Origin of the sequence: Thiomonas sp. UBA7699, assembly GCF_002482605.1 — a bacterium.
Lineage (GTDB): Bacteria > Pseudomonadota > Gammaproteobacteria > Burkholderiales > Burkholderiaceae_C > Thiomonas > Thiomonas arsenitoxydans.
Window position 1 is genome coordinate 51820 of record NZ_DLGH01000013.1, and the last position, 25222, is coordinate 77041.

General features: G+C 65.6%; 24 protein-coding genes. 10 read left to right on the forward strand and 14 right to left on the reverse strand.

Going from position 1 to position 25222, the window contains the following annotated elements; genetic code table 11:
* Nucleotides 1-13 precede the first annotated feature (13 nt).
* The 6 genes from modB to modD are packed head-to-tail and all read left to right on the forward strand — an operon-like array spanning nucleotide 14 to nucleotide 4974.
* Nucleotides 14-706 carry a molybdate ABC transporter permease subunit gene (gene modB, locus B3H47_RS04980; protein ID WP_286986274.1) on the forward strand — a complete coding sequence of 231 codons (693 nt, stop codon included), beginning with the start codon at nucleotides 14-16 and terminating at the stop codon, nucleotides 704-706.
* Complete coding sequence (gene modC / locus B3H47_RS04985) at nucleotides 706-1788, forward strand: molybdenum ABC transporter ATP-binding protein (RefSeq protein ID WP_286986275.1); 1083 nt, start codon at nucleotides 706-708, stop codon at nucleotides 1786-1788. Before modB ends, modC begins: the two co-directional genes overlap by 1 nt.
* Nucleotide 1789: 1 nt before the next feature.
* A complete protein-coding gene (locus B3H47_RS04990; RefSeq protein WP_286986277.1) occupies nucleotides 1790-2641 on the forward strand; it encodes a sulfite exporter TauE/SafE family protein in 852 nt (283 codons plus the stop codon).
* Nucleotides 2642-2662: 21 nt separating this feature from the next.
* A complete protein-coding gene (modA, locus tag B3H47_RS04995) occupies nucleotides 2663-3448 on the forward strand; it encodes a molybdate ABC transporter substrate-binding protein (RefSeq protein ID WP_286986279.1) in 786 nt (261 codons plus the stop codon).
* Between the two features lie 10 nt (nucleotides 3449-3458).
* The gene (locus B3H47_RS05000) at nucleotides 3459-4154 is read left to right on the forward strand and encodes a molybdate ABC transporter permease subunit (protein WP_286986280.1); all 696 of its coding nucleotides are present in this window, start codon (nucleotides 3459-3461) and stop codon (nucleotides 4152-4154) included.
* Nucleotides 4132-4974, forward strand: a complete 843-nt coding sequence (modD, locus tag B3H47_RS05005) for a ModD protein (RefSeq protein WP_286986281.1) — start codon at nucleotides 4132-4134, stop codon at nucleotides 4972-4974. Before B3H47_RS05000 ends, modD begins: the two co-directional genes overlap by 23 nt.
* A gap of 68 nt (nucleotides 4975-5042) precedes the next feature.
* On the opposite strand, the gene B3H47_RS05010 is transcribed toward modD, so the two are convergent.
* Nucleotides 5043-7676 carry a cation-translocating P-type ATPase gene (locus B3H47_RS05010; protein ID WP_414718228.1) on the reverse strand — a complete coding sequence of 878 codons (2634 nt, stop codon included), beginning with the start codon at nucleotides 7674-7676 and terminating at the stop codon, nucleotides 5043-5045.
* Nucleotides 7677-8004: 328 nt separating this feature from the next.
* Here B3H47_RS05010 and B3H47_RS05015 point away from each other — a divergent pair, with 328 nt between their 5' ends.
* Nucleotides 8005-8514 carry a c-type cytochrome gene (locus B3H47_RS05015; protein ID WP_013122009.1) on the forward strand — a complete coding sequence of 170 codons (510 nt, stop codon included), beginning with the start codon at nucleotides 8005-8007 and terminating at the stop codon, nucleotides 8512-8514.
* Between the two features lie 80 nt (nucleotides 8515-8594).
* Nucleotides 8595-8858 carry a c-type cytochrome gene (locus tag B3H47_RS05020; protein WP_286986284.1) on the forward strand — a complete coding sequence of 88 codons (264 nt, stop codon included), beginning with the start codon at nucleotides 8595-8597 and terminating at the stop codon, nucleotides 8856-8858.
* Between the two features lie 26 nt (nucleotides 8859-8884).
* On the opposite strand, the gene B3H47_RS05025 is transcribed toward B3H47_RS05020, so the two are convergent.
* Nucleotides 8885-9022 carry a hypothetical protein gene (locus B3H47_RS05025; RefSeq protein ID WP_013122011.1) on the reverse strand — a complete coding sequence of 46 codons (138 nt, stop codon included), beginning with the start codon at nucleotides 9020-9022 and terminating at the stop codon, nucleotides 8885-8887.
* Nucleotides 9023-9123: 101 nt separating this feature from the next.
* The gene (locus tag B3H47_RS05030) at nucleotides 9124-9327 is read right to left on the reverse strand and encodes a cold-shock protein (RefSeq protein ID WP_041608319.1); all 204 of its coding nucleotides are present in this window, start codon (nucleotides 9325-9327) and stop codon (nucleotides 9124-9126) included.
* 283 nt (nucleotides 9328-9610) lie between these two features.
* Between B3H47_RS05030 and B3H47_RS05035 the strand changes: the two genes are divergently transcribed.
* Both B3H47_RS05035 and ruvB read left to right on the forward strand, forming a co-directional pair.
* A complete protein-coding gene (locus tag B3H47_RS05035; RefSeq protein WP_286986286.1) occupies nucleotides 9611-11590 on the forward strand; it encodes a monovalent cation:proton antiporter family protein in 1980 nt (659 codons plus the stop codon).
* A 40-nt stretch (nucleotides 11591-11630) separates the two neighbouring features.
* Nucleotides 11631-12689: a Holliday junction branch migration DNA helicase RuvB gene (gene ruvB / locus B3H47_RS05040; RefSeq protein WP_276707911.1), complete on the forward strand. Its 1059-nt coding sequence runs from the start codon at nucleotides 11631-11633 to the stop codon at nucleotides 12687-12689.
* 12 nt (nucleotides 12690-12701) lie between these two features.
* Here ruvB and B3H47_RS05045 read toward each other — a convergent pair whose 3' ends face one another.
* The 11 genes from B3H47_RS05045 to B3H47_RS05095 form a co-directional block, all read right to left on the reverse strand.
* Entirely contained in the window at nucleotides 12702-13925 is a 1224-nt protein-coding gene (locus tag B3H47_RS05045) for a DUF3443 domain-containing protein (protein WP_286986292.1), read from the reverse strand.
* An 88-nt stretch (nucleotides 13926-14013) separates the two neighbouring features.
* Nucleotides 14014-15267, reverse strand: a complete 1254-nt coding sequence (locus B3H47_RS05050; RefSeq protein WP_286986293.1) for a DUF3443 domain-containing protein — start codon at nucleotides 15265-15267, stop codon at nucleotides 14014-14016.
* A gap of 12 nt (nucleotides 15268-15279) precedes the next feature.
* Complete coding sequence (locus tag B3H47_RS05055) at nucleotides 15280-15777, reverse strand: DUF2844 domain-containing protein (RefSeq protein ID WP_286986294.1); 498 nt, start codon at nucleotides 15775-15777, stop codon at nucleotides 15280-15282.
* Nucleotides 15778-15872: 95 nt separating this feature from the next.
* On the reverse strand, nucleotides 15873-16523 hold the full coding sequence (locus B3H47_RS05060) for a histidine phosphatase family protein (RefSeq protein WP_286986295.1): 651 nt from the start codon (nucleotides 16521-16523) through the stop codon (nucleotides 15873-15875).
* Between the two features lie 112 nt (nucleotides 16524-16635).
* Nucleotides 16636-17961, reverse strand: a complete 1326-nt coding sequence (locus tag B3H47_RS05065; protein ID WP_286986297.1) for an IS110 family transposase — start codon at nucleotides 17959-17961, stop codon at nucleotides 16636-16638.
* A gap of 267 nt (nucleotides 17962-18228) precedes the next feature.
* Nucleotides 18229-19254 (reverse strand): HlyD family secretion protein, encoded by a 1026-nt coding sequence (locus B3H47_RS05070; protein ID WP_286986298.1) that lies wholly within the window; start codon nucleotides 19252-19254, stop codon nucleotides 18229-18231.
* A gap of 7 nt (nucleotides 19255-19261) precedes the next feature.
* Complete coding sequence (locus tag B3H47_RS05075; protein ID WP_286986299.1) at nucleotides 19262-19459, reverse strand: DUF1656 domain-containing protein; 198 nt, start codon at nucleotides 19457-19459, stop codon at nucleotides 19262-19264.
* A complete protein-coding gene (locus tag B3H47_RS05080; protein WP_286986301.1) occupies nucleotides 19449-21536 on the reverse strand; it encodes an FUSC family protein in 2088 nt (695 codons plus the stop codon). The genes B3H47_RS05075 and B3H47_RS05080 overlap by 11 nt, the downstream gene beginning before the upstream one ends.
* Nucleotides 21537-21545: 9 nt before the next feature.
* On the reverse strand, nucleotides 21546-22139 hold the full coding sequence (locus tag B3H47_RS05085; RefSeq protein WP_286986302.1) for an acyloxyacyl hydrolase: 594 nt from the start codon (nucleotides 22137-22139) through the stop codon (nucleotides 21546-21548).
* Between the two features lie 36 nt (nucleotides 22140-22175).
* Entirely contained in the window at nucleotides 22176-23789 is a 1614-nt protein-coding gene (locus B3H47_RS05090) for a DHA2 family efflux MFS transporter permease subunit (RefSeq protein WP_286986303.1), read from the reverse strand.
* Nucleotides 23790-23962: 173 nt separating this feature from the next.
* Entirely contained in the window at nucleotides 23963-25216 is a 1254-nt protein-coding gene (locus B3H47_RS05095; RefSeq protein WP_286986304.1) for an efflux RND transporter periplasmic adaptor subunit, read from the reverse strand.
* Between the last annotated feature and the right edge of the window lie 6 nt (nucleotides 25217-25222).

The window sequence follows — 25222 nt, forward strand, 5'->3', positions numbered from 1 at the left end:
CGGGCGGCGGACGATGACCCTGTTCGGCTATGCGCTCGATCTCGGCCCGCTGTGGCTGACGTTGCAGGTCGCCAGCATCGCTACTGCCATCCTGCTGGTTCCCGGCATGGCGCTGGCCTGGTGGCTGGCGAACTGGCGCTCGCCGCTGCGCGCCGTGGTCGAGGCGGTGGTGGCCTTGCCGCTGGTGCTGCCGCCGGTGGTCTTGGGGTTTTATCTATTGGTCTTTCTCAATCCGCAGGGCTGGGTGACGCAAACCCTGCACAGCCTCGGCTATGAAGGCCAGCTCACCTTCAACAAAATCGGCCTGATCATCGGCTCGGTGGTGTATTCGTTGCCCTTCATGGTGCAACCGCTGCTGCGCGCGTTCGAGAGCTTGCCGCGCAACCTGCTCGACGCTGCCGCCACCCTGCGCGCCGGTTGGTGGGACCGGTTTTTCAACGTGGTGCTGCCGCTGTCGCGCGGCGGGCTGATCGTCGCGCTCACCCTGACCTTTGCGCACACCGTGGGTGAGTTCGGCGTGGTGCTCATGGTGGGCGGCAATATTCCGGGCAAGACGCGCGTGGTGTCGATCGACATCTACAACCATGTCGAGGCGATGGAGTACGCCCAGGCGCACATGCTCTCGGCGCTGATGCTGGTGTTTGCCGTCGTCGTGCTGACCATCGTCTATGGCCTGTACCGCCACGGCAACAAGGAGCACGGCTGATGTCGGGGCGCGGATCTACCGCAGCGGTCAGCGGCAATGTGCAGGCGCGGCTAGGTGCCTTCAGCCTGCAGACGGGTGATTTTTCCTGGCCGCTCGACGGCATCACCGCCTTGTTCGGCCGCTCCGGCTGCGGCAAAAGCACCCTGCTGCGCGCCATCGCCGGGCTGATTCCGCGCGCCAGCGGCACGCTGCGCGTCGGTGAGGCGCTTTGGCTGGACGGGCGGCGGCAGACCCCGGCGCCGGAGCGCGACGTGGGCTATGTATTCCAGGACGCGGCGCTGTTCCCGCATCTTTCCGTGCGCGGCAATCTGCAGTTTGCGGCAAGCCGCGCGCCCAAAGGCGAGGCGCCTGCGGCGATCGACCAGGTCGCCGCCGAAGTCGGCATCGCCCACCTGCTCGACCGCCGCATCGCCGCGCTATCGGGCGGGGAGAAGCAGCGGGTGGCGATCGCCCGCGCCTTGCTGTCGCGCCCGCGGCTGCTGCTGCTCGACGAGCCCTTGGCCGCGCTCGACTGGAAAGCCAAGGACGAATTGCTCGAACTCATCGGCCAGATCGCCCGCTCGCAGCGCTTGCCCATGGTGCTGGTCAGCCACGCGCCGGAAGAAATCGAGCGTCTGGCGCAGCGCGTGGTGTTCATGCAGGACGGGCGCATCCTGCGCATCGAGCCGCTGACCGAGGCGCTGATGCGCGCCGACTCGCCCTTGTTCGACCGGCTCGGCCCGGTGGCGGTGCTCGAAGGCGAGGCCACGCCGCTGGCCGAAGGTCTGGCGCAACTGCGCATCGACGGCAGCCTGCTGACCTTTCCTGCCGCCGCCAAGCCGGGTCAGGTGCGGCTGCGCATCTACGCCCGCGACGTGGCGCTGGCGCGCAGTGTGCCCACCGAAATCAGCATGCTCAATCACCTGCCCGCGCGCATTTGCGGCTTTGCCGCAAGCCGCCCTGGGCATAGTCTGGTGCGTCTGTGTCTGGCCGACGGCCAGGGGCTGTGGAGCGAAATCACCATGCGCGCCCGCGATGCGCTGCGTCTCGCCGAAGACGAGGCTGTGATCGCTCTCATCAAGGCCGCCTCGGTGGAGCGATGACATGAACGCGTCTTCGTCGGTCACCGCCCCCTGCCCCACGGCCTGCGATACGGCCTGTGCCGTCCGTGGCTTTTTCACCGCGCTGGCCATCGGGCTGCTCGGCGGCCTGGTCGGTCTGGGCGGGGCGGAGTTTCGTCTGCCGGTGCTGGTCGGGTTGTTCGGTCTGGCGACGCTGCAGGCGGTGATCGCCAACAAGGCGTTGTCGCTGCTGGTGGTGGGCGTGGCGATCGTCGCCCGGCTGCACGCCGTGCCGCTGGCGGTTTTGCTGCCGCATTGGCCCGTGGTGCTCAACCTGTTGGCGGGCAGTCTGCTCGGTGCCTGGTGGGCCGCGGGCTGGGCGATGCGCTTGCCGCACAAGACGCTCGATGGCGTGCTGCTGGTGCTGCTCATTCTGTTGGCCTGCACCATGGCGGCCGAGCAGGTGTTCGGCCTGCGCGCCCTGCCCAATCTCGCACAGATTCTGCCGCCCTGGGGGCACGCGGCTGTGGGCATCGCCGCCGGGCTGGTGATCGGCCTATTCGCCGCGGTGATGGGCGTGGCCGGGGGCGAACTGCTGATTCCGACCATCGTGCTGCTGTGGGGGCTGGACCTCAAGCTCGCGGGCAGCCTGTCGCTGCTGGTGTCGCTGCCGACCATGATCGTGGGATTTGCCCGCTACCGCGAAAGCGCGGCGTTCGCCGTGCTGCGCACCCATCGCGCGCTGCTGCTGAGTATGGCCGCAGGCTCCTTGCTCGGTGCGTTGCTGGGCGGGCTGCTGCTGGGCGTCGTGCCCACCGACGGCCTCGGCCTGCTGCTGGCGCTGATTCTGGCGGTCTCGGCGTGGAAAGTGTTTCGCCACCGTCGTTCCACCTGAACACCCTAAGGAAAGTTTGTCATGCAAACCGTTTTGCTCACCCGTCGCCGCCTCGCTCTCGGCGGTTTGATGGCGCTGCTGCCCGCGGCGCGCGCACTGGCTGCCGATCCCGCCGGGTTGCTGCTCATGGCTGGCGCCGGTTACAAGCGCCCGGTTGAGGCGCTGTGCGCCGACTTCACCCGCGACACCGGGATCCCGGTCGAGCGCAGCTATGGCAATCTGCAGCAAATCTTTGCGCAGGCGCGCGCCAGTGGGCGGGTGGATGTGCTGATCGGCGACGCCGACTTCATCGACCACGCCAAAGACCTCAACCTGCCGCAGCGCCAAACCCTCGGCCAGGGCAAGCTGGTGCTGGCGTGGCGGCGCAAGCTGCTGGGCCGGCGCAGCCCCGACCCGATCACCGACCCGGTGCGCGACCTGCCCGAGATGCAGTCCATCACCCTGCCCAATCCGCAGCAAGCGATTTACGGCCGAGCCGCCGAGCAATGGCTCAAGGCCAAGGGCCTGTGGGCGCCGCTGCAGGACAAGCTCAAAATCGTGCAGACCGTGCCGCAGGTCAGCGCCTACCTCACCTCGGGGCAGATCGACGCCGGTTTTCTCAACCTCACCGAGGTGCTGGCGGTCAAGGGGCAGCTCGGCGGCTACCTCGAACTCCAGCCGGGGGCGGACAGCTATGCGCCCATCGAAATCGTCGCCGCATTCCCCGAGCAGACGGTGCAGCCCGAAACCTCGGCCAGCCGCGCCCGCTTTGCGCAGTTCTTGCAAAGCGCGCAGGCGCAGGAGATTTTGCGCCGCGCCGGGCTGTGAGCCTTGCCGCATGTCCGTCCTCACCCCGGATGCGGTCAAGGCGCTGTGGCTGAGCGTGCAAATCGCCCTGCTGGCGCTGCCCGCTTACGCCGTGGCCGCTGTGCTGTTGGGTTATGCGCTGCAGTTCGGTCTGCGCCGACCGGCTTGGTTGGACGCGCTGATCACTATCCCGCTGGTGTTTCCGCCGGTGGTCATCGGCTTTGCCCTGCTGTGGCTGCTGGGGCGCGAGAGCCTGCTCGGGCACGCGCTGCAGCTCCTCGGCGTGAATTTTGTGTTCACCTTTCCGGGGCTGCTGCTGGCGGCGTTCATCGCCGGGCTGCCGCTGGCGGTCAAGACCCTGCAGACCGCGCTCCAGACGCATCCCCGCGTGTGGCACGAGGTGGCGCTCACCCTGGGGCGCGGGCCGGTCAATGTGTACCTCACCATGCACTTGCCGATTGCCCTGCCCGCCTTGCTCGGCGGGCTGCTGCTGGCGCTGGCGCGCGGCATGGGCGAGGTGGGGATATCGCTCATGCTCGGCGGCAACATCCTCGGCCGCACCGAAACCCTGTCGCTGGCGATTTTCAACACCGTGACCACGGGCGACTACGCCCAGGCGGCCTGGCTCAGCGCCTTGCTGGGCGGGTTCAGCCTGGTGCTGTTCGTTGCCGTGCGTCTGCTGCAAAACAAGGAGCTTGCCAAACATGATGTACTTCACCCAGGCTGACATCGATCAACTCATTCTCGAAGACCTGCCGCTGCACGACGAAACCACGCGCGCGCTGGCGCTGCCCGACGTGCCCGGCAGCCTCACCTACTCCGCACGCCAGCCCGGCGTGCTCGCGGGCCTGGCGCCGCTGCTGCGCCTGGCGCAATCGCTGGGTTTGCGCCCCGAGCCGCTTGCGGCCGATGGCGACGCTACCGCGCCTGGGCAGGCGGTGCTGCGGCTGCACGGCAACGCGCACGCGCTGCATATGGCCTGGAAGCAGGGCATGAATCTGCTCGAATATCTGGGCGGCATCGCCAGCGCCACGCGGCAGATGGTCGATTGCGCACGCGCGGGCAATCCGCGCATTCAGGTGGCGGGCACGCGCAAGGCGCATCCCGGAGCGCGCAAGCTGCAGCACTACGCCGTGCTGTGCGGCGGCGGCATGGTGCACCGCGCCGGGCTGTCGGAAACCATTTTGGTGTTCGCCCAGCACCGCGCCTTTCTGCCTGATCTGGATGCGGCGCAGCTGGTGGCGCGCGCCAAGGCGCACAGCCCGGAGAAGTTCGTGCTCATCGAGGCCGAAAGCGCTGATGACGCGCTGGTCGCCGCCCGCGCCGGGGCGGACGGCGTGCAGCTCGACAAAATGTCGCCCGAGCGACTGACCGCGCTCGTGCCGCAACTGCGCGCCCTGCAGCCGCGGCTGACCATCAACGCCGCTGGCGGCATCCGCCCCGACAACGCCGCGGCGTTTGCCGCCAGCGGCGTGGACGTGCTCGTGACCTCCAGCCTGTACAACGCCAAGGCCGCCGACTTCGGCGCGGTAATGCAGCGGCTGTGAACTCTCTCGCGCTGCCGTCGAGAATGCGGCTCGCGGTGGCAGGGTCGGCCCCCGCCACGGATGCGCCGTCACATGCGCTGCAGGCCCATTCGCCGCCACAGCGCCTTTTCGATCTCGATGGCGGCAAACACCGCCAGGCTCAGCCCCAGGATCATCGCCCACGACGACGGCGGCAGCGCCGCGCCGCCGAGCAGTGACTGCAGCGGCGGCGCGTAGGTGAACGCCAGCTGCAGCAGCACCAGCAAAATGGCCACCGCCAGCGCCACCGGATTGCCGTGCAACAGGGTGCGATGCAGCGCCGAGGCGGTGTAGCTGCGCACCTGAAACAGATAGGCCAGTTCGGCGAAGGCCAGCATATTGACCGCTGCGGTGCGTGCAAACTCAAGGCTGCTGCCGCGCGCCAGTTCCCATTCGAAAATGCCGAAGGTTGTTGCACCCATCAGCAGGCTGACGAACCCGATGCGCACCAGCATGGAGCGGGTGATCAGCGGCTCGGCGGGTGAGCGCGGCGGCCGCTGCATGACGTCGATTTCGGGCGGCTCGAAAGCCAGCGCCAGCGACAGCGTGACCGCGGAGACCATGTTCACCCACAGGATCTGGCTGGCGGTGACCGGCAGGGCCAGTCCCGCCAGCAGGGCGAACAAAATCACGCCAGCCTCGCCGATATTCGTCGGCAGGATGAATAGCAGCGACTTCTTGATGTTGTCGAATACCGCGCGGCCTTCGTGCACGGCGCGGGCGATGGTGGCGAAGTTGTCATCGGTGAGCACCAGATCGGCGGCCTCGCGCGCGGCGTCTGTGCCTCGCCGCCCCATCGCCACGCCGATGTCGGCGGCCTTGAGCGCCGGTGCGTCGTTCACGCCGTCGCCGGTCATGGCGACGAGTTCGCCGTCGGCCTGCAGCGCGCGCACCAGCCGGAGTTTGTGTTCCGGGCTGGCGCGGGCGATGACGTCGGTCTGGAGCAAGGCGCGGCGCAAGGCGGCCTCATCGAGTGGGTCGATGCGTGCGCCGTCGAGCGGCAACGCGGCATTCAGCCCGATCTGCGCACCGATGGCTGCGGCGGTTGCGGCGTGGTCGCCGGTGATCATTTTCACCCGCAGTCCGGCCCGCTGGCACTCGGCCACTGCGGCAACGGCCTCATCGCGCGGCGGATCGATCAGGCCCGCCAGGCCCAGCAGGGTGAACCGCGGAGTGATGTCGGCGACGGTGAGTTTCGCCATATCTGAGGCGGCTTCGCAGCGTGCCAGCGCCAGCACGCGCAAGCCCGATTGCGCTGCCCGCTCGATGGCCGCGAGCCAGTCGGACTGCACCACCGGCGCGCCATTCGCCTCCAGCGTGCACAAGGCCAGCACCTGTTCCGGCGCGCCCTTGAGCAGGATGAACGCCTTGCCCTGCGGGTCGCGATGCAGCGTGGCCATGTAGCGCAGTTCGGATTCGAAGGGGATGGCATCGACCCGCGGAAACTGCGCGCGCAGCGCCGCCCCGTCGAGACCGGCTTTGTAGGCCAGCGCCAGCAGCGCGCCCTCGGTGGGATCGCCGACGAGTTGCCATTGCTGCTGCGCATCTTGCTGCAATTGCGCGTCGTTGCACAGCAAGGCGCAGGTGGCAAGCGCCTGCAGCGGGTCATGCTGCGCCGGATGGATCGGCTTGCCCGCGGAAGTGAACACGCCAATCGGCGCGTAGCCCGCGCCGCTGACGGCGAGTTCGCAGCTAGCCAGCATCACGCGCACCGCGGTCATTTCGTTGCGGGTGAGCGTGCCGGTTTTGTCGGTGCAGATCACGGTGACCGAGCCCAGGGTTTCGACTGCGGGAAGGCGACGCAGCACGGCGCGCTGACGCGCCATATTGCGCGTGCCGATCGCCAGCACGATGGTGACGATGGCTGGCAGGCCCTCGGGAATCGCCGCAACCGCGAGCCCGACCACGGCGAGAAACACATCGAACATGGGCATGTGCCGCACGGCAACCCCAAAGGCGAAGGTCAGGGCGCTCAACAGCAGAATCACCCAGGTGATCTGGCGCGAAAAGCGGCCGAGGCGGCGCGTCAGCGGGGTTTCCAGCTCGGCGGCCTCGCGCACCATGTCGCCGATGCGGCCGATTTCCGTCGTGCGCCCGGTTTCCACCACCACACCCCGCCCCTGGCCGTATCGCACTACGGTTCCGGCGTAGGCCATGCAGCGGCGCTCCGCCACGGGCGTTGCCTGGTCGACTGCGGCGGTGTCCTTCTCGGTGGCCACGGATTCGCCCGTCAGCGCAGATTCGTCGATGCGCAGGTTTTTGACCTGCAGCAAGCGCAAGTCGGCTGGAACCCGGGCGCCGGATTCCAGCAATACCAGGTCACCGGGCACCAGCTCGGACGCGTCGCACTCGGCATACACCCCGTCGCGCAGCACGGTGGCCCGGCTGGCGAGCATGGCGCGCACCGCGGCCAGCGCTTGCTCAGCCTTTCCCTCCTGCACAAAGCCGATCACGGCGTTGATCAGCACCACTCCCAAGATGACCGCGGTGTCCACATAGTCGCGCAGCAGCAAAGTGACCCACCCTGCGGCGAGCAACACATAAATCAGCGGATTATGAAATTGCAGCGCGAAGCGGAGCAAAGGGCCACGCCGGGGCGGGGCGGGCAGGCTATTGGGGCCCTGCTCACGCAGGCGTCGCCTGGCTTGGTCCGCGCTCAGGCCGCGCTGCGCATCGCTTTGCAAGGCCGCCAGCGCGTCAGTCGCTTCGCGTGCATGCCAGAGAGCGCCCCCAGGCCACCGCTTTGCAGCGGCCGCCCCCCGAGCGGCTTGCAAGCCGCCAGGTGGACAAGAAAACTGGGGGCGGCCCGGCGTTTTCTCATCAGGTTGTTCGGGAAGGGGCACGGGCGCTCGCTGATGGCCGGAATGCGCAAAGATTAGCAGCGCATGTTCTGGGTTTGGATGACACCGCGCACACCTCTGCAAGCACCTTGTCACATCTTCTCACCGCTGTCGGCTTGCAGTCGCAGCACAATCAAAAAACGCAACTGCGCAACCGCGCGAGGAGACAACGATGTTCCAACTGAAGCGTTCATCAAAATCGCTCATTCCCGCACTCTGCATGACCGCCTTGGCGCTGTCAGCAGGCTCGGCCTTTGCCGCGACCGCACCGGCGGGCAAGTTCACCGCCACGGCCAAAGTCTCGTCGATCGACGAGGCCGCAGCGCAAGGCGCGCAAATTTTCGCCAACGACACCTTCGGCACCAAGCAGACCTGGGTGCCGGCCAACGCCTTCAGCAGCCATCTCATGACCTGCGCCGCCTGCCACACGGACGGCGGCAAAACCGAGGGCACGACCCCGGCGGGCGCCCATCTGCCCAGTCTGATCGGCGCAGCGGCCAACTATCCGAAATTCAAGGCCAAGAAGCACGCGGTCTACACCCTGGAGCGGCAGATTGTGCATTGCGTGCGCGCCGGCATCGTCGGCAAGCCCCCGGCGTATAACAGCCCGGAAATGATCGACCTCGTGGCCTATCTCACCCAGCTCTCCAAGGGCGCCACCATGGGGCAGCAATTCAAGTGATTGGGCTGCGTCGAATCGTCATCGGCGGCGCGCTCGCCTGGGGAGCGGTTGCCGTCGCGTGGGCCGCTTCTGCTTCCGATATGCAAAAACTGGCCGAGTCGCAGGGTTGCTTTGCCTGCCACGCGATCAACCACAAGAAGGTCGGGCCGGCTTACACCGCGGTGGCGCAACGTTACGCTCACAACCCCAACGCTGCGGCCATTCTGCAAGACGCGATTCTCAACGGCCATCAAGGCACATGGGGCGTGATTCCGATGCCCGCTTACGCCCCGGACGGCTACCTGAACCCGCATCAGGCGCTCGATCTGGCGAAATGGATTCTGAGCCTCAAGCCCAAACCCTGAAAAGCGCGCGCAGCCGCGCGTGGCGCTCATTTTTTCTTGTGACGATCCGGCACGAAGGTGACGATTTCCGGCCGCACCGCGTCTGGCGAAATTGGCTTGGGCGGAGATTTGTCCGCCTTGGGCTTTTTGACTTCCTTGTTCGTCCGTTGCTGACCTTTGGGCATGATGACGCTCCTTGTTGTGTGCATTGTCCCGTATCGGGAATAAAAAAACCGCAGCCAAGGCTGCGGTTTTTTGTTTGAGCCCTTGCGGGATCAGATCATGATTACAGCGGCGTCACGTTCGAAGCCTGCAGGCCCTTGGGGCCTTGCTTGACTTCGAATTGCACGCGCTGGTTTTCTGCCAGGGTCTTGAAGCCATTGCCTTGAATTTCACTGAAATGCACGAACAGATCGGCATCGCCGCCGTCCTGGGCGATAAAGCCAAAGCCCTTGCTTTCGTTAAACCATTTGACGGCGCCAGTTTGCATAGCCATTTTTGAGTTCCTAAAAAGTGAATGAGCTGCGCAGCAACATGCCAGCGCAGTGCAGAAACACGCCAGAAATCACTTGGGGAATTCAATCAGGCCGCAAACCGCTGCAGAACAGACGGATTGGGTTTCGACGATCTTCTTCAAAACGACCTACTTTTGCGTTACTACGAATTTGATTGTAATTGGTTTCTGGCTCGACGTGTGATCCACGTTTGGAACTTGGGCATGACTTATGCTGCGCCGGGTAGATACAAAATTTTCGCCAGCCTTTTTCTCCAAGATGACCGGCCTCGAACTCACCCTGCTTTACCTCGCTGCCGCCGTGATTGGCGTGGCTGTGTTTCGCGCCATGTCCATGCCGCCCATGCTCGGCTATCTGGCAGTAGGCGTGGTCATCGGCCCCAACACCCTGGCGCTGGCCGGAGACACCGCCGGGTTGCAGCATCTGGCTGAATTCGGCGTGGTGTTCCTGATGTTTTCCATTGGCCTGGAATTCAGCCTGGGCCAGCTCAAGGCCATGCGTTCGCTGGTGTTCGGGCTGGGCGCGGCGCAAATGCTCTCGACCCTGGCGGTGGTGCTGCTGGCCAGTTTGGCGTTTGCCGGGTTCATGCCACAGTTCTGGTCGCAAGCGATTGCGGCGGGCATTGCCATCGGCGGCGCGTTCGCCATGTCCTCCACGGCCATCGTGGTCAAGCTGCTGGCGGAAAAAATTGAACTCGACTCGGAGCATGGTCGCCACATCATCGGTGTGCTGCTGTTTCAGGATCTGGCGGTGGTGCCCCTGCTGATCCTGATTCCAGCGCTGGCTTCGCACAGCGCCGATCTGCCGCGGCTGCTGCTGTTTGCTGCCATCAAGGCGGTGCTGGTGCTGGCGGTCATTTTGCTGGCAGGCGGGCGCTTGCTGCAGCCTTGGCTGCGCATCGTGGTCAAGCGCAAGTCCGATGAGCTGTTCATGCTCAATCTGCTGCTGCTCACCTTGGGGCTGGCCTGGATCACCGAGCTGGCCGGGCTGTCGCTGGCGCTGGGCGCTTTTCTGGCCGGCATGCTCATTGCCGAAACGCCCTACAAGGCGCAGGTGGAGGCGGACATTCGCCCCTTCCGCGACGTGCTGCTCGGGCTGTTTTTCATCACCATCGGCATGCTGCTCGACTGGCGGCTTGTGCTGGCGCAGTGGTGGCTGGTGCTGCTGCTGGCCGTGTTGCCGCCGCTGGTCAAGGCGGCGCTGGTGTTCGGCATCGAGCGTCTGCGAAAAACGCCGCCGGGGCTGAGCCTGCGGGTGGCGCTGTGGCTGGCGCCTGCGGGTGAATTCGGTATCGTGCTGCTCAATATCGCGTCGGGCAACACGCTCATTCCGCCCGAGGTGCTCAATCCGGTGCTGGCGGCCATGGTCATTTCCATGCTCTACACCCCGTTGCTGGGACAGCACATCGACCGCATTGTGCTCAAGGTGTCATCGGCCGACTGGATGCTCGCCTCGCTGCAGCTCACCAATATCGCGCGCAGTTCCATCAAGGCGCAGAACCACGTCATCATCTGCGGCTTCGGCCGCTGCGGGCAGAATCTGGCGCGTCTGCTCGATACCGAGCACATTGCGCACCTTGCGCTCGACCTCGATCCCGACCGGGTGGCGCAGACCAAGGCCGCCGGGCAGAACGTGGTGTACGGCGACTCCACCCGGCTGGCCACGCTGCAGGCGGCCGGCTTGCAGCGGGCGAGTGCGCTGGTCATCACCTATGTCGAGACGCATTCGGCGCTGCGCATCTTGCATCTCATGCGCGAGCATGCGCCGCATGTGCCGGTGGTGGTGCGCACCATGGACGACGGTCCGCTCGAAGAGTTGCGCCAGGCTGGCGCTGCCGAGGTGGTGCCCGAAATTCTCGAAGGCTCGCTGATGTTGGCCTCTCACACTCTGGCTCTGGTGGGCGTGCCGCTGCCGCGCGTGCTCAAACGGGTGCGACATGCGCGCGCGCAGCGCTATGGCCTGCTGCGCGACTGGTTTCACGGCAGCGACGATGCCTCGCTGGACGACGCCGATCAGCCGCGTCTGCAATCGATCACCCTTACTGCCGAAGCCGCCGCCGTGGGGCAGATGCTGCGTGCGGTCAGCCGCGAGGGCGCGCGCGTCACGCAGGTGCGGCGCAGCAACGGTCAGGTGCTCAAACCCGCTCCCACCCTGCTGCTGCAAGAGGGCGATACCGTGGTGCTTTCCGGCCTGCCCGATGCGCTGGCCGTGGCGGAAGAAGCGCTGCTTCGCGGTTGATCTATGCTGTGCGGATTTCCAGTTCTTCGCGCCGCCTGCCGTGCCCATACAACCTGATGCCTTTGCTGCCAGCCCCGCGCGGGTGATCGATGCTGCGGCCGTGTCGCCGCAGGAGGCCGTGGCCGAGCGTGCGCTGCGCCCGCAGCAGCTCGACGACTATGTCGGCCAGGCGCGGGTGCGCGAGCAGCTCGACATTTTCATCGGCGCGGCGCGCAAGCGCGAAGAAGCCCTCGACCACGTGCTGCTGTTCGGCCCGCCGGGTCTGGGCAAGACCACGCTGGCGCACATCGTGGCGCGGGAAATGGGCGTGAACCTGCGTTCGACCTCCGGCCCGGTGCTTGAACGCGCGGGCGATCTGGCCGCGTTGCTGACCAATCTGGAGCGCAACGACGTGCTGTTCATCGACGAGATTCACCGCCTCTCGCCGGTGGTCGAGGAGATTCTGTATCCGGCGCTGGAGGATTATCAGATCGACATTCTGATCGGCGAAGGACCGGGCGCGCGCAGTGTGAAAATCGACCTGCAGCCCTTCACCCTGGTTGGCGCCACCACGCGCGCGGGCATGTTGACCAACCCCTTGCGCGACCGTTTCGGCATCGTCGCCCGGCTGGAGTTTTATACCGCCGAGGAATTGACTCGCATCGTGCTGCGTTCGGCCAAGTTGCTCGGGGCGGTCATCGACCCGGACGGCGCGGTCGAGATTGCCCGCCGCGCCCGCGGCACGCCGCGCATCGCCAACCGCCTGCTGCGCCGGGTGCGCGACTATGCCGACATGAAAGCCGCCGGGAGAATCAGCGCCGAAGTGGCCGATGCCGCCTTGCGCATGCTCGACGTCGATCCGCTGGGTTTCGACGTAATGGATCGCAAGCTGCTCGAAGCGGTGGTGCACCGTTTCGACGGCGGGCCGGTGGGGCTGGACAATCTGGCCGCGGCCATTGGCGAAGAGCGCGACACCATCGAAGACGTGATCGAGCCCTACCTCATCCAGCAGGGCTACTTGCAGCGCACCCCGCGCGGGCGCATCGCCACCGCGGCGACCTACGCTCATCTCGGCCTGGCCGCGCCGCAGCGCCCGGGTGGCGATCTGTTCGGCGGCTGAGGTCCGGCGAGCTCAATACGCCAGATAGCCGTTGGGCGCGCTGGCGTTGGTGCCTTCCAGGCCCGTGGCGATTGAACGGCCGTAGAAAAACGGTAGCCCCAGATCCACGAAACCCGAAATGGCCGCCGTTCCGCCCAACGCGGGCAGGGCGGCGTTTTGTGTCTGGAACATCTCTTGCGCATTGCCGATCACGATGTTCTGCGTCGGCCCATAGGAGCGGTCAGCCAACTGCAGACTGGCCGCCAGGCTGAACGCCTGCGAAGGGCAGTAAAAGCTTGAGGTCTGCGAGCAGGTCGGCACGCCGCTGAGCGCCAGGTAATAACCGTTGGAGCCGCTGTCAACGAAGCCCGACATCGCCGTTCCGTTCAGGGTCAGAGACAGATTGCCAGCACTGTCGAGCGGATAAAGCTGCGCGCCGCTCAGCGTGTTGTTGGTCTGCGTATTGATGCCGAAAATCAGCGTTCCGTTTGCGCTGGGCGCGCCAAGGGGCAGCGGCACGCCGGGCAGGGCGAGGATGCTGCCGTTGTTGTCCGTGGCGAATGCCGCGATGGGGTTGATGCCTTGCAGCGAAGTGTCCACCGTCGTCCCCGTGCAGGTGCTGCCGGTGCAGGCGAAATACACCCCCGGTTTGGCGCTTTGAGCGCAGGCGCTGCCGCAGTCGTACTTCAAATTGCTCACGCCCAGAATGCCGTTGGCGATGCCGTAAAAATTGCTGGCGAAATCGACCCCGCCCGAGCCGCTGCAACTGCTGGGCGCGGCGGGCAGCGCGGGGTCATCCATGATCTGGATCGGGATCGCGGTCGTGGTGGCTTCACCCCCGATCTGCACGATGGCCTGCCGCATGCTGCCCCAGGCATAGCCCGAGGCGAACTGCGCGCAGGCCGCCAAGGTGGAGCTGCCGTTGGTGATTTGGGGTAGAGCGCTCAGTTGAGCGTTGTTGAGTGCAGCGGAAAACAGCCGCAGCCCCTGCGAGCCGGTGTCCACCAGCACGTCTGGGATGGACTGGCAAGGACTGCCGCCTGGCGCGCAGACCGTGACGGTGACGTAAGGCGTGTTCGCTGTGAGCGTGGTGGTGTTGCTGCCGAGCTGGCGAATGCTGACGGGGACGACGTTGCCTGAGGGGGTGGTGCCACTACTTGAACCGCCTCCTCCGCAGGCAGCGAGCAGCAGCGCTGTGCTCAAAGCCGCGATGACGGATAGCGTGTGGTAAACGGCGGATCGGCTTGCTTGCAGCATGGTTGCGGCCTCGGGGCTAGGTCAAATACAAGTCGGGGTTCATCGCCAAACCATTGAACCGCAGCTCAGATGACAGTGTCCATCGGCTTCAGAACGCCCAGTAGCCGTAGGGCGCGCTGGCGTTGCTGCTGTCCTCCAACCCAGTGGCGATGGGGCGGCCGTAGAAAAAGGGCAGGCCGAGATCGGCGAACTGGGCGATGGCGGCGGTGCCGCCCAGAGCGGGCAGGGCGGTGAACTGTTGGTCGAACATGGTCTGCGCATTGCCGATGACCAGGGTCTGCGCGCTGGAGGCGCCGCTGAGCTGAACGGTGAGCGCAACCGGGCTGCTGGGGCAGTACCAGCTGAATGCGGCGTTGGGTGTGCAGCGGGTGACGCTGGGGTCGAGGTCGAGAAAGTAGCCGTTGGAGCCGCTGTCGATGAAGCCGCGGCCCATCACGCCATCGATGCGACCGTCGATGTAGGCATCTTGCCCGATGGGGAAAATTTCGGCGCCCGCGGGCAGCGCGTTGTTGGCCTGCGTGCCGATGCCGAAAACCAGCGTGCCGGTCGCGCTGGCAGCGCCACCGGGCGCCACGGCGGGCAGTGTGAGAATGCTGCCGTTATTGTCCACGGCAAACGCGGAAATGGGGTTGGCGCCCTGTTGCGAAAGTTCGGCGCTGGTCTGGCTGCAAGCGCCGCTCGCACAGCGGTAATACATCGCAGGGCGGTCGGCGGCTGGTGTGGCCGCGGTGCAGCCTGCGCCGCAGTCGTGAATGAAATTGCTGATGCCCAGAATGCCGTTGGCCACCGGGGCGAAGCGGGTGGCGAAGTCGATGCCCTGTGCGGCGCAGGTCGAAGGCGCGGTGGGTAGGGCGGGGTCGTTCATGAACTGAACGGGGATGGCCGTGGTCGTGACTTCGCCGCCGATCTGCACCGTGGCCAGGTGCATGCTGCCCCAGGCATAGCCCGAGGCGAACTGGGCGCAGGCGGCCAGCGTGCCGTCGCCCGAGGCAATGCCAGGGAGATTGAGTGCGACCTTGTTGGCAAAAAGCCGCAGCCCGGCCGAGCCGGTATCCACCATCACGTCGGGAATGGTCTGGCAGTTGCCGCTGGCATCGCAGACCTTCACATCGACATAGGGCGTGTTCGCCGTGATGCTGGGGGCGCTCTGGAACTGGCGAATGCTGACCGCCGCCACATTGCTGCCCGTTGCGGGGCTGCTCAGGGTGACAGATGGTGGCGATGGCAGCGCGCTGCTGCCGCCGCCTCCGCAGCCGGTCAACAGCAGGCCGACCAGCGCAGCGGGGGCGGCCAGACGCATCAAACGGCCGCTAAGGCGCCAGGAGCGCAGTCCGGTCAACATGGCGGCGCAGCCTCAGGGCTGAAGGCTGGCGGGGTCGAAGCCGGCAGGAACCAGCGAGGGCACCCAAGCTACGCCAAGAAAGCCGCGCATGCGGCCCGCGCTGTGCACGACGATGTCGCTGCCCGCCACCTGCGAGACATTGAGCTGTTGCGTCTGCGTCTGGGCGGCGTGGACGTAGGGGGCGAAATAGCTGCCGAGCAGTTGTTGCAGATTGGGCTTGAATGGCCCCTTCCAGGTGATGGCGAACACCGTGCCCGCCGCGTTGGCATATTCCGTGACCGTCACGCCCTGCGGCGTTTGCACGGTTTGCGATTGAACGGCCGACGCATTGCTGGCTGCAGTCGGGCCAGACGTCGCCTGCGCCGCGACACGTTGCACCTGACTCACCGGATTGCCGTCCTGGGCCGCTTCTGACAACGGACGGCCCAGCCCGGCCTGGGCCGAAAGGCTGCTCAGCGCAAGGGTGAGCCCCAAGAGGGATGAAAACAGGCGGGTACGAGCAGCAGCCATGGCGGGGTAGAGCGAACAGGAGCAAAAGCCGCAGTCTAGCGACTCTTGACCCTTTTCTTGATGGATTCAGCGCAGAAAAAACGGTGAAGCTGGCACTATTGCACGCCTTCGTTGAGGCTGCGATCGAGATGCGCAGTATCGCCCCAACCCACCAGGGTGAGCTGGCCTTGGGCGTAGAGCAGGCGGTTGAGCGCGGCATTGCGCAGTTCGAAGCTGCGCGGCGCCTGCAGTTCCTGCCCGGTGGCGGCGCGGTAGAAGGCGTCGAGCACGCCGCCATGCACAGCGACGACGATGAGCTGGCCGGGATGGCGCGCGGCAATGCGCCGCAAGGCAGTCTGGGCGCGGTCGGCGAAGTCGCGCAGGGTTTCTCCGCCGGGGGCGGCGAAGGTCGGGTCGCGGTGACGCCAGCGGGCGCACAGTTCGGGGTGCAGCGGTTCCAGCGCGGCAAAGCTGTAGCCCTCGAACGCGCCGAAGCAGCGCTCGCGCAGGCCGGGGTCGCGTATGACGCTCAGGCCGTGCGGCGCGGCAATTGCTTCCGCCGTCTGCCAGGCCCGTTGCAGATCGCTGGCGTACACGGCGGCCAAGGGCTCATCGGCCAAGGCGCGGGCGGCCAGCCGGGCCTGCTCCAGCCCGCGCGCGTTCAGCGCAATATCGGTATGACCCTGGATGCGCGAAGCGGCGTTCCAGTCGGTTTCACCATGACGGATGGCGATGATGCGGGTGGGTTCGGGCGGGTTGTCGAGCATGGTGCCCGCATTGTGCCGCAGCCCTTCGTACTCAGAGAATGCGGTAAGCGGGCATAGCGGATTTGGGATTTGTTCACACCCTCTCAAGAAACAAAACGGTTGAAGGCCGGTTTCATGCTGGCACCGGGTTGGGATGGATCTGGAAGCCTAGGGCAGCGGCGCGGCGCTTGAGGGTGGCGATTGAGCGCTCGCGCTGCTGATCTTCATAGCGCTGCTGGCCTTGATCGACGAACGCCTCGCCACGCGTCAGCATGAAGTACACCATCCGGGCCAGTTTGTGCGCGGTGGCGGTGTTGGCACGCGGCTTGTCCATTCGACCCGATAGTCGGCGATAGAACGCACCCAGCGCGCAGTCGCTGTGCGACAGGCTCATCGCCGCCATCTTCAGCGCCTGGCGCACCCGGTTGGCGGATCGCCGGGTCTTGGCCGACAGCACCTTGCCGCCGCTGATCTTCGTGCCCGGACTCAGGCCCAGCCACGAGCAGAAATGCTTGACGTTGGCGAAGCGGCTCAGGTCAGGGCCAACTTCCGAGAGGATCGTCATCACCGCAGACAGACCCAGGCCGTTGATGCGGGTGAGGTCGACGCCCGCCCAGTTGGCCAAGATCTGGCGCGTATCGAACTGCGCGCGCAGCTTGCTGCCCGCACGAGGCGTCTTGCCCAGATCGACCTGGGCTGAGCCAAGCTCGCTCAGCAGCCCCTGCAGCTTGGCATCGCATTCGCCCAGATGCCGGGCGATGTCGTCATCCATTGACAGCGCCTGGCGCAGCACGAACAGGTGCTCGTCGCGCCAGTTGCCCGTCAAGGCCTTGGCAATCTCCGTCTCACTGGCCTTGACACGAGCGTTGCGATACCGGGCCAGCGTCTTGGGGTCGCGCTCGCCAGCGACGATGGCGCGGATGATGGCTTGGCCGGTCATGCCCATCACGTCAGTGAGCACCTCGGTGAGCTGGATGTTCATCTGCACCAGCGCCTTTTGCATGCGCTGCACCCAACTGGCCTGCTCGGCTAGGAGCACGTCGCGCTGACGGGCCACAGCTCGCACCACACAGACCTCATCGGTCGGTCGGAACGCCGCGCGCAAGAACCCCAGGCTCATCAACTTCTGCAACCACTGGCAGTCCTGCACATCGCTCTTGCGTCCGGGCACGTATTTCATCTGACGCGCGTCGACCAGCCAGACCTTCAGGCCGCGCTGCTCCAGCACCTCGAAAACGGGGATCCAGTACACCCCGGTGGACTCTAGCGCCACCGCATCGACCCCGCACGCGAGCAGCCAGTCGGCCAGGGTGTGCAGATCGTCGGTCATCGCACCGAACTCTCGTACCGGCTCGTCACAGCAGTGCCTGGGCACGGCCACCCAGTGGCTCGACCCTCCTACGTCAATACCCGCCGCGTTAGGGAAGACCAGATCATCATCTCGCTTGCGCATCGCCATCGTTTGCTCCAAGATTGTCAACGAATGGCAGCGCCATGGGAGTCGTCGAATTCGACTCAATCTCTCAAACGGGATGCACATCGCTGTGCTCACCACTGTCGCCGACGATTCCCGGACCAGGCTCACGAGCGGGCTCACCTCGCAGCGTCCTACAACGCCGCAGACTCGCACCAATGACTTGTCGGTCATCTCGGCACTGCCGTTCACCTTGTAGCGCAAGATCGTCTCTTCGCGAAAGCCGGGCGCCGCCAGGGGCTTGGGATGCTCTCAGGTTTTGCCGAGAGGCAGGATTCCCAGCTGGATGCGCAGCGTGGCCGTCATGCCGGCCGCAAGGCGCAGGTGCGGCGGCAGGCTGGCGCGGTCGATGGCTATGCGCACAGGAATACGCTGCGCCAGACGGACCCAGTCGAAAATAGGGTTTGTCTCGGAGAGCAGGTCGCTGCCCATCGGGTTTTCGCGCGATGCGATGCCGCGCGCGATGCCGGTGACCGTGCCGCGCAGATGCACTCCGCCTGCCATGAGGCGAATATCCACCGGGTCGCCTACACGAATTTGTGGCAGTTTCGTTTCCTCGAAATATCCCTCCACATACATGCTATCGCTGTCCACCAGGGCCACGCGCGGGGCCCCAGCCGCCGCGTAGTCGCCTGCTTCGAGTTTGAGATTGGTGATGGTGCCGTCCGAAGGCGCGCGCACCTGCGTACGCGCTAGATTGAGCTGAGCTAGCGCCAGGTGCGCGCGGGCCAGTTGCTCCGCAGCAAGTGCCTTGCTGCGCTCAGCCTGCGCTTGGCCCAGACGGGCCCGTGCCTCCAGAACCTGGGCCTGTCCGATGGCGGCGGCTGCTGCGGCATCCGTCCTTTCTTCGGTGGAGACCACGCCAGGCGCAGCATGGTCCCGCCGTTGCGCCTTATCGCGCAGGCTGCCTGACTGCGCGTTTGCGGCAGCCACGCCCGCCTGCGCCGCTCGAATATCGGCTTGCGCGACCTGCAGCGCCGCCTGCGCGGAAGCGATTTCCGCTTGGGCCTGCTGCGCCGCATTTTCGAAACGTGCGGGGTCGACGATGAAAAGCACTTGGCCGCGATGCACGAACTCATTGTCGTGCACGGCCACGGTGCGAATCAGTCCGGAGACATCAGGCGCAACGCGCACCACGTCGGCGCGGATGCGGCCGTCGCGTGTCCAGGGGGATTCGGCGTCCTGATGCCACAGCATACGGGCCAGCAATAGGGCCGCTGTTACCACGACCAGGGTGATAGCGACGCGAAGAAGGGATTGGAGCGACTGGGTCTTCATGTGACGGTCAAAGCAGCAACAGGCCTGTCGCAGCGAACAGGGCAAGAAACACGGCAAGTCGGAACAGGGCGGGGTGCCAGACATAGCGATACCCGCCCAGGCTTCCCAGCAGGCCGTCGATCAGGCCAGCGATGAGCAGGCTGCCGAAAAAAATCACCAGTATGCCGGGAACCAGCACACCGAACAGATCGATCTCACGCGGCATACGTGGCACTCACGATAGGGTTGGGCGCAGTCAGGCCGACTAGCGGGGATTCAGTGTCATGCAACGCGCTGTGAAGTTGGTAGAGATGATTGCGGACCAGTCCATCCGGCATGGCCGAAATTGCCGCTTTCACGGCCGCATCGGCCTGTTGCCAATGCGGCGCATTGGGTGTGCGATAAAGCGCGCTGATCGCGTGAACTGCGGTATCGATAAGCATGAGCGCCGCATCCGGCAGAGTGCCTGCGGCCAGGTCCTGGCGCAGCTCGATCAGCGTGCGACCGCTCTCCTGCACGGCCAGCGACCAGGCCGTCAGCGTGCGTGCCTGCGCACTGCCTGGCGGCGTATGCAGAACGGCTTGCTGCACCAGATCCCGGCATCGGCTTTCAAACTGCCAGGCCAGCCCTTCCAGCCGTGCGCTTGCCGCCATGCCGACCAGTTGGCGTAGGCGCCGCAGTTGGCGCTGTAGATTTACTTGCCCCGGCAGCAGCATGAAGGCAGCAGCGGCGGCCGCCAACCCGGCGAGTTGCGCCAGGGCGCTGTTGAAAAATAGTTCCGGGTTGTAAGATATGGGCTGGCTCAGCGCGAGGTTGAGCACCATGCTGGTGGTGTAGCCCGCGCCGAAACCGGAAAATTGTGGCCGCGTGCTCAGGTAGGGTCCCAGCAAAAGCAAAGGCAGTGTGGCGGCGATGAGCCAAGGGAAATTGTCACCCATCGGCAGCATCCTGAACACCACGAACGACGCGGCGGCTATGCCCGCGGCGAATCCATACAACGTATTGAGCGCGGCGGCGACCGGATTCGGCACTGCGGCCAGCAGGCCGCTGAACACGGTGGCCAGCAGCATGGTGGTTGCACCGAAGGCCCAACCGCTCTGGATCCAGAGCATGCTAAGAACCGTCATAGTGAGAAAGCTCCGTAGCCCGGTGAGTCCGGCATCGGACCAGATGTTGCTGCGGCGGAAATGCACCCGTTCCTGGTCGGGGCGGATGACCCCGCCTCGCAGGGCGGCTTCGGTGCGGGCAAAGTCGTACAGCTCGGCGGAGAAGCGCTGCAGCAGGGCGGCCCCGGTTGCGAATTCGAGCGGGTCAGATCGCTGCGGCAGTGCATTGCGTTGCACGGCGATCTGCTCCGGAAGGTCGTTTTGATAGCGGTCGAGCCGCTGCGCCAGCATGTCGCTCGAGCTGAGCGCGCGGGCGGGGAGCGTCAGCACGGCTGGCAGCGGTTGGTAAAGCGCGGTCAAGGCAGTCACGATTTCGGTCTGCCCTTTGCGCTGCAGACGGTTGACCAGATGGAGCAGCGACTGGAACGTAGTGGCAGCCGCCATATAGCGATGGTTTAGAAGGCGCATGTGGCTGCTGCGAGCACGGACTTCCGGGTCTTCGAAAATCACCGAAGCGCGCAGATTTTCAAGCTGAACTGCCGCGCGCACGAATTCCAGGTTCGCTTCCTCCATGCGGGCTATCGGCACGTCGCCGCCCAGACCGTCGCGGACGAAGGCGAAGAAGTGATCGACCTGCGCACGTGCACTGCGGCGCAGGGCCACACGTAGACGCTGGGGAAACACCCCATCGCTCACCACGCTGGCGACCAGAATGCCCAGCAGCACTTCGCTGACCCGCATCTGGGCCGACTGAAATCCGGCCAGTGGGTCGTTGACGATGGGTAAGACCACGATGGCCGCTGTGTATCCCGCCAGCACAAAGCCGTAGGCCATGAAGTTGCGATACAGCACGGCGCCACTGGCGCACAGCGTGATCCACAGCGAGAGCCCCAGCAGAAACAGCTCACGCTGCTGGGGTAAAGCGGTAATCAGCAGCAAGCCCGCAAGACTGCCCGCCAGGGTGCCGATGGCGCGGTAAAAGCCCTTGGCCAGCACCATGCCGCTTTGCGGGTGCATCACAATGGCCACCGTGAGCATCGTGGTCGAGGGTTGTTCCAGGTGCAGGCGCATGGCTAGCCAAGCCCCGCCATACATGGCGAGCAGGCATTTCGCGACGAACAGCCAGGCCCTTCCCTCGTCTGCGAAAAAGTTACGAAGCCAGGGTTGGGGACGCTGATCGGGCGGGGGGGCGGCCATTGCGGGTGGTCAATTGAAGCTGTAGCCGAGGCGTACCTGGAGATAGTCCTGCCCCGGGTTGGGGCGCTTGATGTCGGCGTTGGAGTAATGGGTGAGGCGCGCGCCCAGCGTCCAAGGCGTGCCCGCGAAGCGATGCAGCAGGCCGATGGAATCGCCGAACTGGTAGGCGGTGGAGATTCGCTTGGCACCGAGGGTCGTGCCCGAAAACAGGTTGGCGCCGATGCCGAATTCCATCGCCGTCTGCGGCGCAAACCACCAGCGCGCAAAGGGCGTGAGCCCGACGTGGGTGAGGTGACGGCTGCCGGGGCCTTCCGAGCTGCTCACTTGTCCCAACGAGGCTTCGAGCACCACGTCGAGGCGGCTATGCGCGAAATCGTGTTGCCACAGCGGGCCGGATTGAAGGGCCAGCGTGGCATTGCTGTAGCTGTGGCCCTTGTCGATACCCCAGAGCGCGGAAAGCTCGGTGGCCTGCGCTGGCGCCAGACCTGCGGTGAACAGCAGGGCGGCGGCGAGGGCCGCGCGGCGCAGCGCCGCCGTGGTGAGCCCGGGCCGCTTCGCCCCTTGCTTGGGCCGATGGGAATTTTGAGAAGTTGGGTTTTGCATCGCAGACCTCTTTGGGGTTCTTGAGAAAAGATGTTTTTAGTGCGCGCCTGCTGCGGCCTCACCGCCGGCGCTGCTCTTGGAGGGTTTGATGAACCAGACCAGCACGATCATGGCGACAAACAGCCAGGCGCTGAGGCGGAACATGTCGTCCACAGCGAGGGTGTACGCCTGTTGGTCGATCAGGCGGTTGATTACACCCAAAGCCTGCTCATAATTGAAGCCCTGGGCTTGCATGCCATGCAGTACGGGCTCGACCACCGGGTTGCCCGCGTAGATGTGCGTGACCAGCTGCTCATGGTGCAGATCGGCGCGGTCGGTCCACAAGGTGGTGTAGATCGAAGTGCCGAACGAACCTGCGGTGATGCGCGCGAAGTTCGATAGCCCCGACGCCGCCGCGATGCGGTGCGACGGCAGTCCGCCGAGGATGATGCCCAGCAGCGGGATGAAGAAAGTCGCCGTCGCGATGCCCTGAATCACCGTGGGGATGGAATATTCCCAATAGCTGTCGCCCGTGGTGAACTGCGAGCGCATATAGAACACGACGGCGAACACCAGGAAGGAAAACGTGGTGACCCAGCGCGAATCGAGCACGGGCAGATAGCGCCCGATAATGGGCGAGAGAATCAGCGCGAACAAGCCCACCCAGGCCAGCACCTCGCCCGCGTCGGTGGCGGTGTAGCCGATGAACTCCTGCAGCCACAGCGGCAGCAGCACCAGGCTGCCGAAGAACATGCCGTAGGCCAGCGCCAGCAAGATGGTGCCGATGGTGAAGGTCGGGATCTTGAACAGGGTTAGGTCGACCACCGGATGCTCGTCGTAGATTTCCCAGATCAGGAACAGCACGAAACCCACCACGGCCGCTGCGGCCAGCGCGATGATGACCGGGCTGGAGAACCAGTCGAGTTCCTGCCCCTTGTCGAGCATGATCTGCAGCGAGCCCACCCAGATGACCAACAGCCCCAGCCCGGTCCAGTCGATCGGCAGCTTGCGGATGGGCGTTTCGCGTCGCAGGTAGATCGACGCAGTGACCGCAGCGGCTAGCAGACCCACGGGCACGTTGATATAGAAAATCCACGGCCAGGAGATGTTGTCGGTGATCCAGCCGCCGAGCAGCGGCCCCATGATGGGGGCGATCAGCGTGGTCATCGACCACATGGCGATGGCCATGCCGGCACGCGCGGGTTTGTAGCTGGAGAGCAGCAGGGTTTGTGAGAGCGGAATCATCGGTCCGGCGCTGGCGCCCTGCAGCACGCGGAACAGGATGAGAATTTCGATGCTCGGCGCCTGCCCGCACAAAAACGAGAACAGGGTGAACAGCAGAATGCTGGTGAGAAACACCTTCACCGCGCCGAAGCGCTGGGTGACGAAGCCGGTGAGCGGCACGGCGATGGCGTTGGCCACCCCGAACGAGGTGATGACCCAGGTGCCTTGCGACGAACTCACCCCCAGGTCGCCCGCGATGGCGGGAATCGACACGTTGGCAATCGAGGTGTCGAGCACGTTCATGAAGGTCGCCAGCGACAGGGCGATGGTGCCCAGCACCAGCGCGCTGCCGGTCAAGGGCGTCATGTGCGTCGGCGTGGTTTTGGCGGGTGCCGGACTCGGCAAGGCGCCGGCCGCGCTTTCTTCAATTTCTTGCGTAGTGGCCATGTCAGCTCCGCACGGCCGTTCCGAAGGAGCTGACACCCCCCGTGGGGGGCAGCGAGCAAAGCGAGCGAGGGGGTCGTTTCATCTTGCTCCGCACGGCCGTTCCGAAGGAGCTGACACCCCCCGTGGGGGGCAGCGAGCAAAGCGAGCGAGGGGGCTGTTTCATGTTGGCCTCTTTAGCGCTTGCCGCCGGCGTTGGCGGCGATGATGGCGTTCACCAGGGCGTCGGCCTTCTGCCAGTCGGCGGCGTAAACGTCGGTGCGGGCGGCGGGCTTGGTGGGCGGCTCGTCCATGACCAGCGGGCCTTTGTGGTCGCTGATGTCGATGGTCACTTCGGTGGACATGCCCACGCGCAGCGGGTGGCTGGCGACCTGCTTGGGATCGAGCGCCACGCGCACCGGCAGGCGCTGCACCACCTTGATCCAGTTGCCCGTGGCGTTCTGCGCGGGCAACAGCGAGAACGCCGCGCCGGTGCCCGCCGACAGTCCGACCACATGGCCGGTGTAGGTGAAGCTGCCGCCATAGGTGTCGGCAGTCACCGTGGCCTTCTGGCCGATGCGCACGTCGCGCAGCTGGGTTTCCTTCAGATTGGCGTCGATCCACACATCGTTCAACGGCACTACCCACATCAGCGGCTGGCCGGGCGCCACGCGCTGGCCGAGCTGCACCGTGCGCCGCGCCACCACGCCGCTGACCGGCGCCGGAATGGTGGTGCGTTCATACGCCAGATAGGCCTCGCGCAGCTTGGCCGCGGCCAGCTTGACCGAGGGGTTGTTGGCGATGACCGTGCCCGCGGTCAGCGCTTCGCTGGCGGCGAGTTGCTCCTGCGCGGCTTTCACCCCGGCCTGCGCGGTGGTCAACGCGGCTTGGGCGGATTGCAAGGCAATCTGTGCCTGCCGCAGTTCCTCAGCGCCCACCGCGCCGGTACCCGCCAGCTCTTGGCGGCGGCGCAGCGCGTCCTGGGCCTTGGCTACATTGGCCTGCGCGACGCTGACATCGGTCTGCCGCACGGCAACCTGGGCAGCCAGGGTGCCGTTGTTGGCAAAGCTCACCCGCACCTGACGCACCGCCTGCGCCAGCAGGGCCTCGGCCTGTTGCAGCGCCACATGGGTGTCGGCGCCGTCGAGCTGCACCAACGGCTGGCCGGACTTGACCAGCTGGGTATCGTCGGCGTCGATGGCGGTCACCGTGCCGCCCACCTGCGGCGTGACCTGCACCAGATTGCCCTGCACATAGGCGTCATCGGTGTAGGCGTAGCGCAGGGATTCCCAATAGTGATAGCCGCCATAGACGGCGCCGACGATAACGAAAAAGCCGATGGCCAGCAGCATCAGCCGCCGCCGCTTGGCGGCCTTGCCGTTGCCGCTTCCGTTGCCATTTTCGGCGGGCTGGGCCGCGCCTTCTGTTTTATTGCTGTCTGGGGTACTCATGGATGC

What these genes read in the sequence shown, in the direction of transcription:
- B3H47_RS05080 (WP_286986301.1), bottom strand. Translation starts at nt 21,536, where the DNA reads ATGGCCGCCCCCCCGCCCGATCAGCGTCCCCAACCCTGGCTTCGTAAC.
- modD (WP_286986281.1), top strand. Translation starts at nt 4,132, where the DNA reads ATGATGTACTTCACCCAGGCTGACATCGATCAACTCATTCTCGAAGAC.
- B3H47_RS05060 (WP_286986295.1), bottom strand. Translation starts at nt 16,523, where the DNA reads ATGCTCGACAACCCGCCCGAACCCACCCGCATCATCGCCATCCGTCAT.
- B3H47_RS04990 (WP_286986277.1), top strand. Translation starts at nt 1,790, where the DNA reads ATGAACGCGTCTTCGTCGGTCACCGCCCCCTGCCCCACGGCCTGCGAT.
- B3H47_RS05030 (WP_041608319.1), bottom strand. Translation starts at nt 9,327, where the DNA reads ATGCAAACTGGCGCCGTCAAATGGTTTAACGAAAGCAAGGGCTTTGGC.
- B3H47_RS05055 (WP_286986294.1), bottom strand. Translation starts at nt 15,777, where the DNA reads ATGGCTGCTGCTCGTACCCGCCTGTTTTCATCCCTCTTGGGGCTCACC.
- B3H47_RS05000 (WP_286986280.1), top strand. Translation starts at nt 3,459, where the DNA reads ATGTCCGTCCTCACCCCGGATGCGGTCAAGGCGCTGTGGCTGAGCGTG.
- B3H47_RS05095 (WP_286986304.1), bottom strand. Translation starts at nt 25,216, where the DNA reads ATGAGTACCCCAGACAGCAATAAAACAGAAGGCGCGGCCCAGCCCGCC.
- B3H47_RS05085 (WP_286986302.1), bottom strand. Translation starts at nt 22,139, where the DNA reads ATGCAAAACCCAACTTCTCAAAATTCCCATCGGCCCAAGCAAGGGGCG.
- B3H47_RS05035 (WP_286986286.1), top strand. Translation starts at nt 9,611, where the DNA reads ATGACCGGCCTCGAACTCACCCTGCTTTACCTCGCTGCCGCCGTGATT.
- B3H47_RS05045 (WP_286986292.1), bottom strand. Translation starts at nt 13,925, where the DNA reads ATGCTGCAAGCAAGCCGATCCGCCGTTTACCACACGCTATCCGTCATC.
- B3H47_RS05065 (WP_286986297.1), bottom strand. Translation starts at nt 17,961, where the DNA reads ATGGCGATGCGCAAGCGAGATGATGATCTGGTCTTCCCTAACGCGGCG.
- modC (WP_286986275.1), top strand. Translation starts at nt 706, where the DNA reads ATGTCGGGGCGCGGATCTACCGCAGCGGTCAGCGGCAATGTGCAGGCG.
- B3H47_RS05070 (WP_286986298.1), bottom strand. Translation starts at nt 19,254, where the DNA reads ATGAAGACCCAGTCGCTCCAATCCCTTCTTCGCGTCGCTATCACCCTG.
- B3H47_RS05075 (WP_286986299.1), bottom strand. Translation starts at nt 19,459, where the DNA reads ATGCCGCGTGAGATCGATCTGTTCGGTGTGCTGGTTCCCGGCATACTG.
- B3H47_RS05020 (WP_286986284.1), top strand. Translation starts at nt 8,595, where the DNA reads ATGCAAAAACTGGCCGAGTCGCAGGGTTGCTTTGCCTGCCACGCGATC.
- B3H47_RS05025 (WP_013122011.1), bottom strand. Translation starts at nt 9,022, where the DNA reads ATGCCCAAAGGTCAGCAACGGACGAACAAGGAAGTCAAAAAGCCCAAG.
- modB (WP_286986274.1), top strand. Translation starts at nt 14, where the DNA reads ATGACCCTGTTCGGCTATGCGCTCGATCTCGGCCCGCTGTGGCTGACG.
- B3H47_RS05090 (WP_286986303.1), bottom strand. Translation starts at nt 23,789, where the DNA reads ATGGCCACTACGCAAGAAATTGAAGAAAGCGCGGCCGGCGCCTTGCCG.
- B3H47_RS05050 (WP_286986293.1), bottom strand. Translation starts at nt 15,267, where the DNA reads ATGTTGACCGGACTGCGCTCCTGGCGCCTTAGCGGCCGTTTGATGCGT.
- B3H47_RS05015 (WP_013122009.1), top strand. Translation starts at nt 8,005, where the DNA reads ATGTTCCAACTGAAGCGTTCATCAAAATCGCTCATTCCCGCACTCTGC.
- modA (WP_286986279.1), top strand. Translation starts at nt 2,663, where the DNA reads ATGCAAACCGTTTTGCTCACCCGTCGCCGCCTCGCTCTCGGCGGTTTG.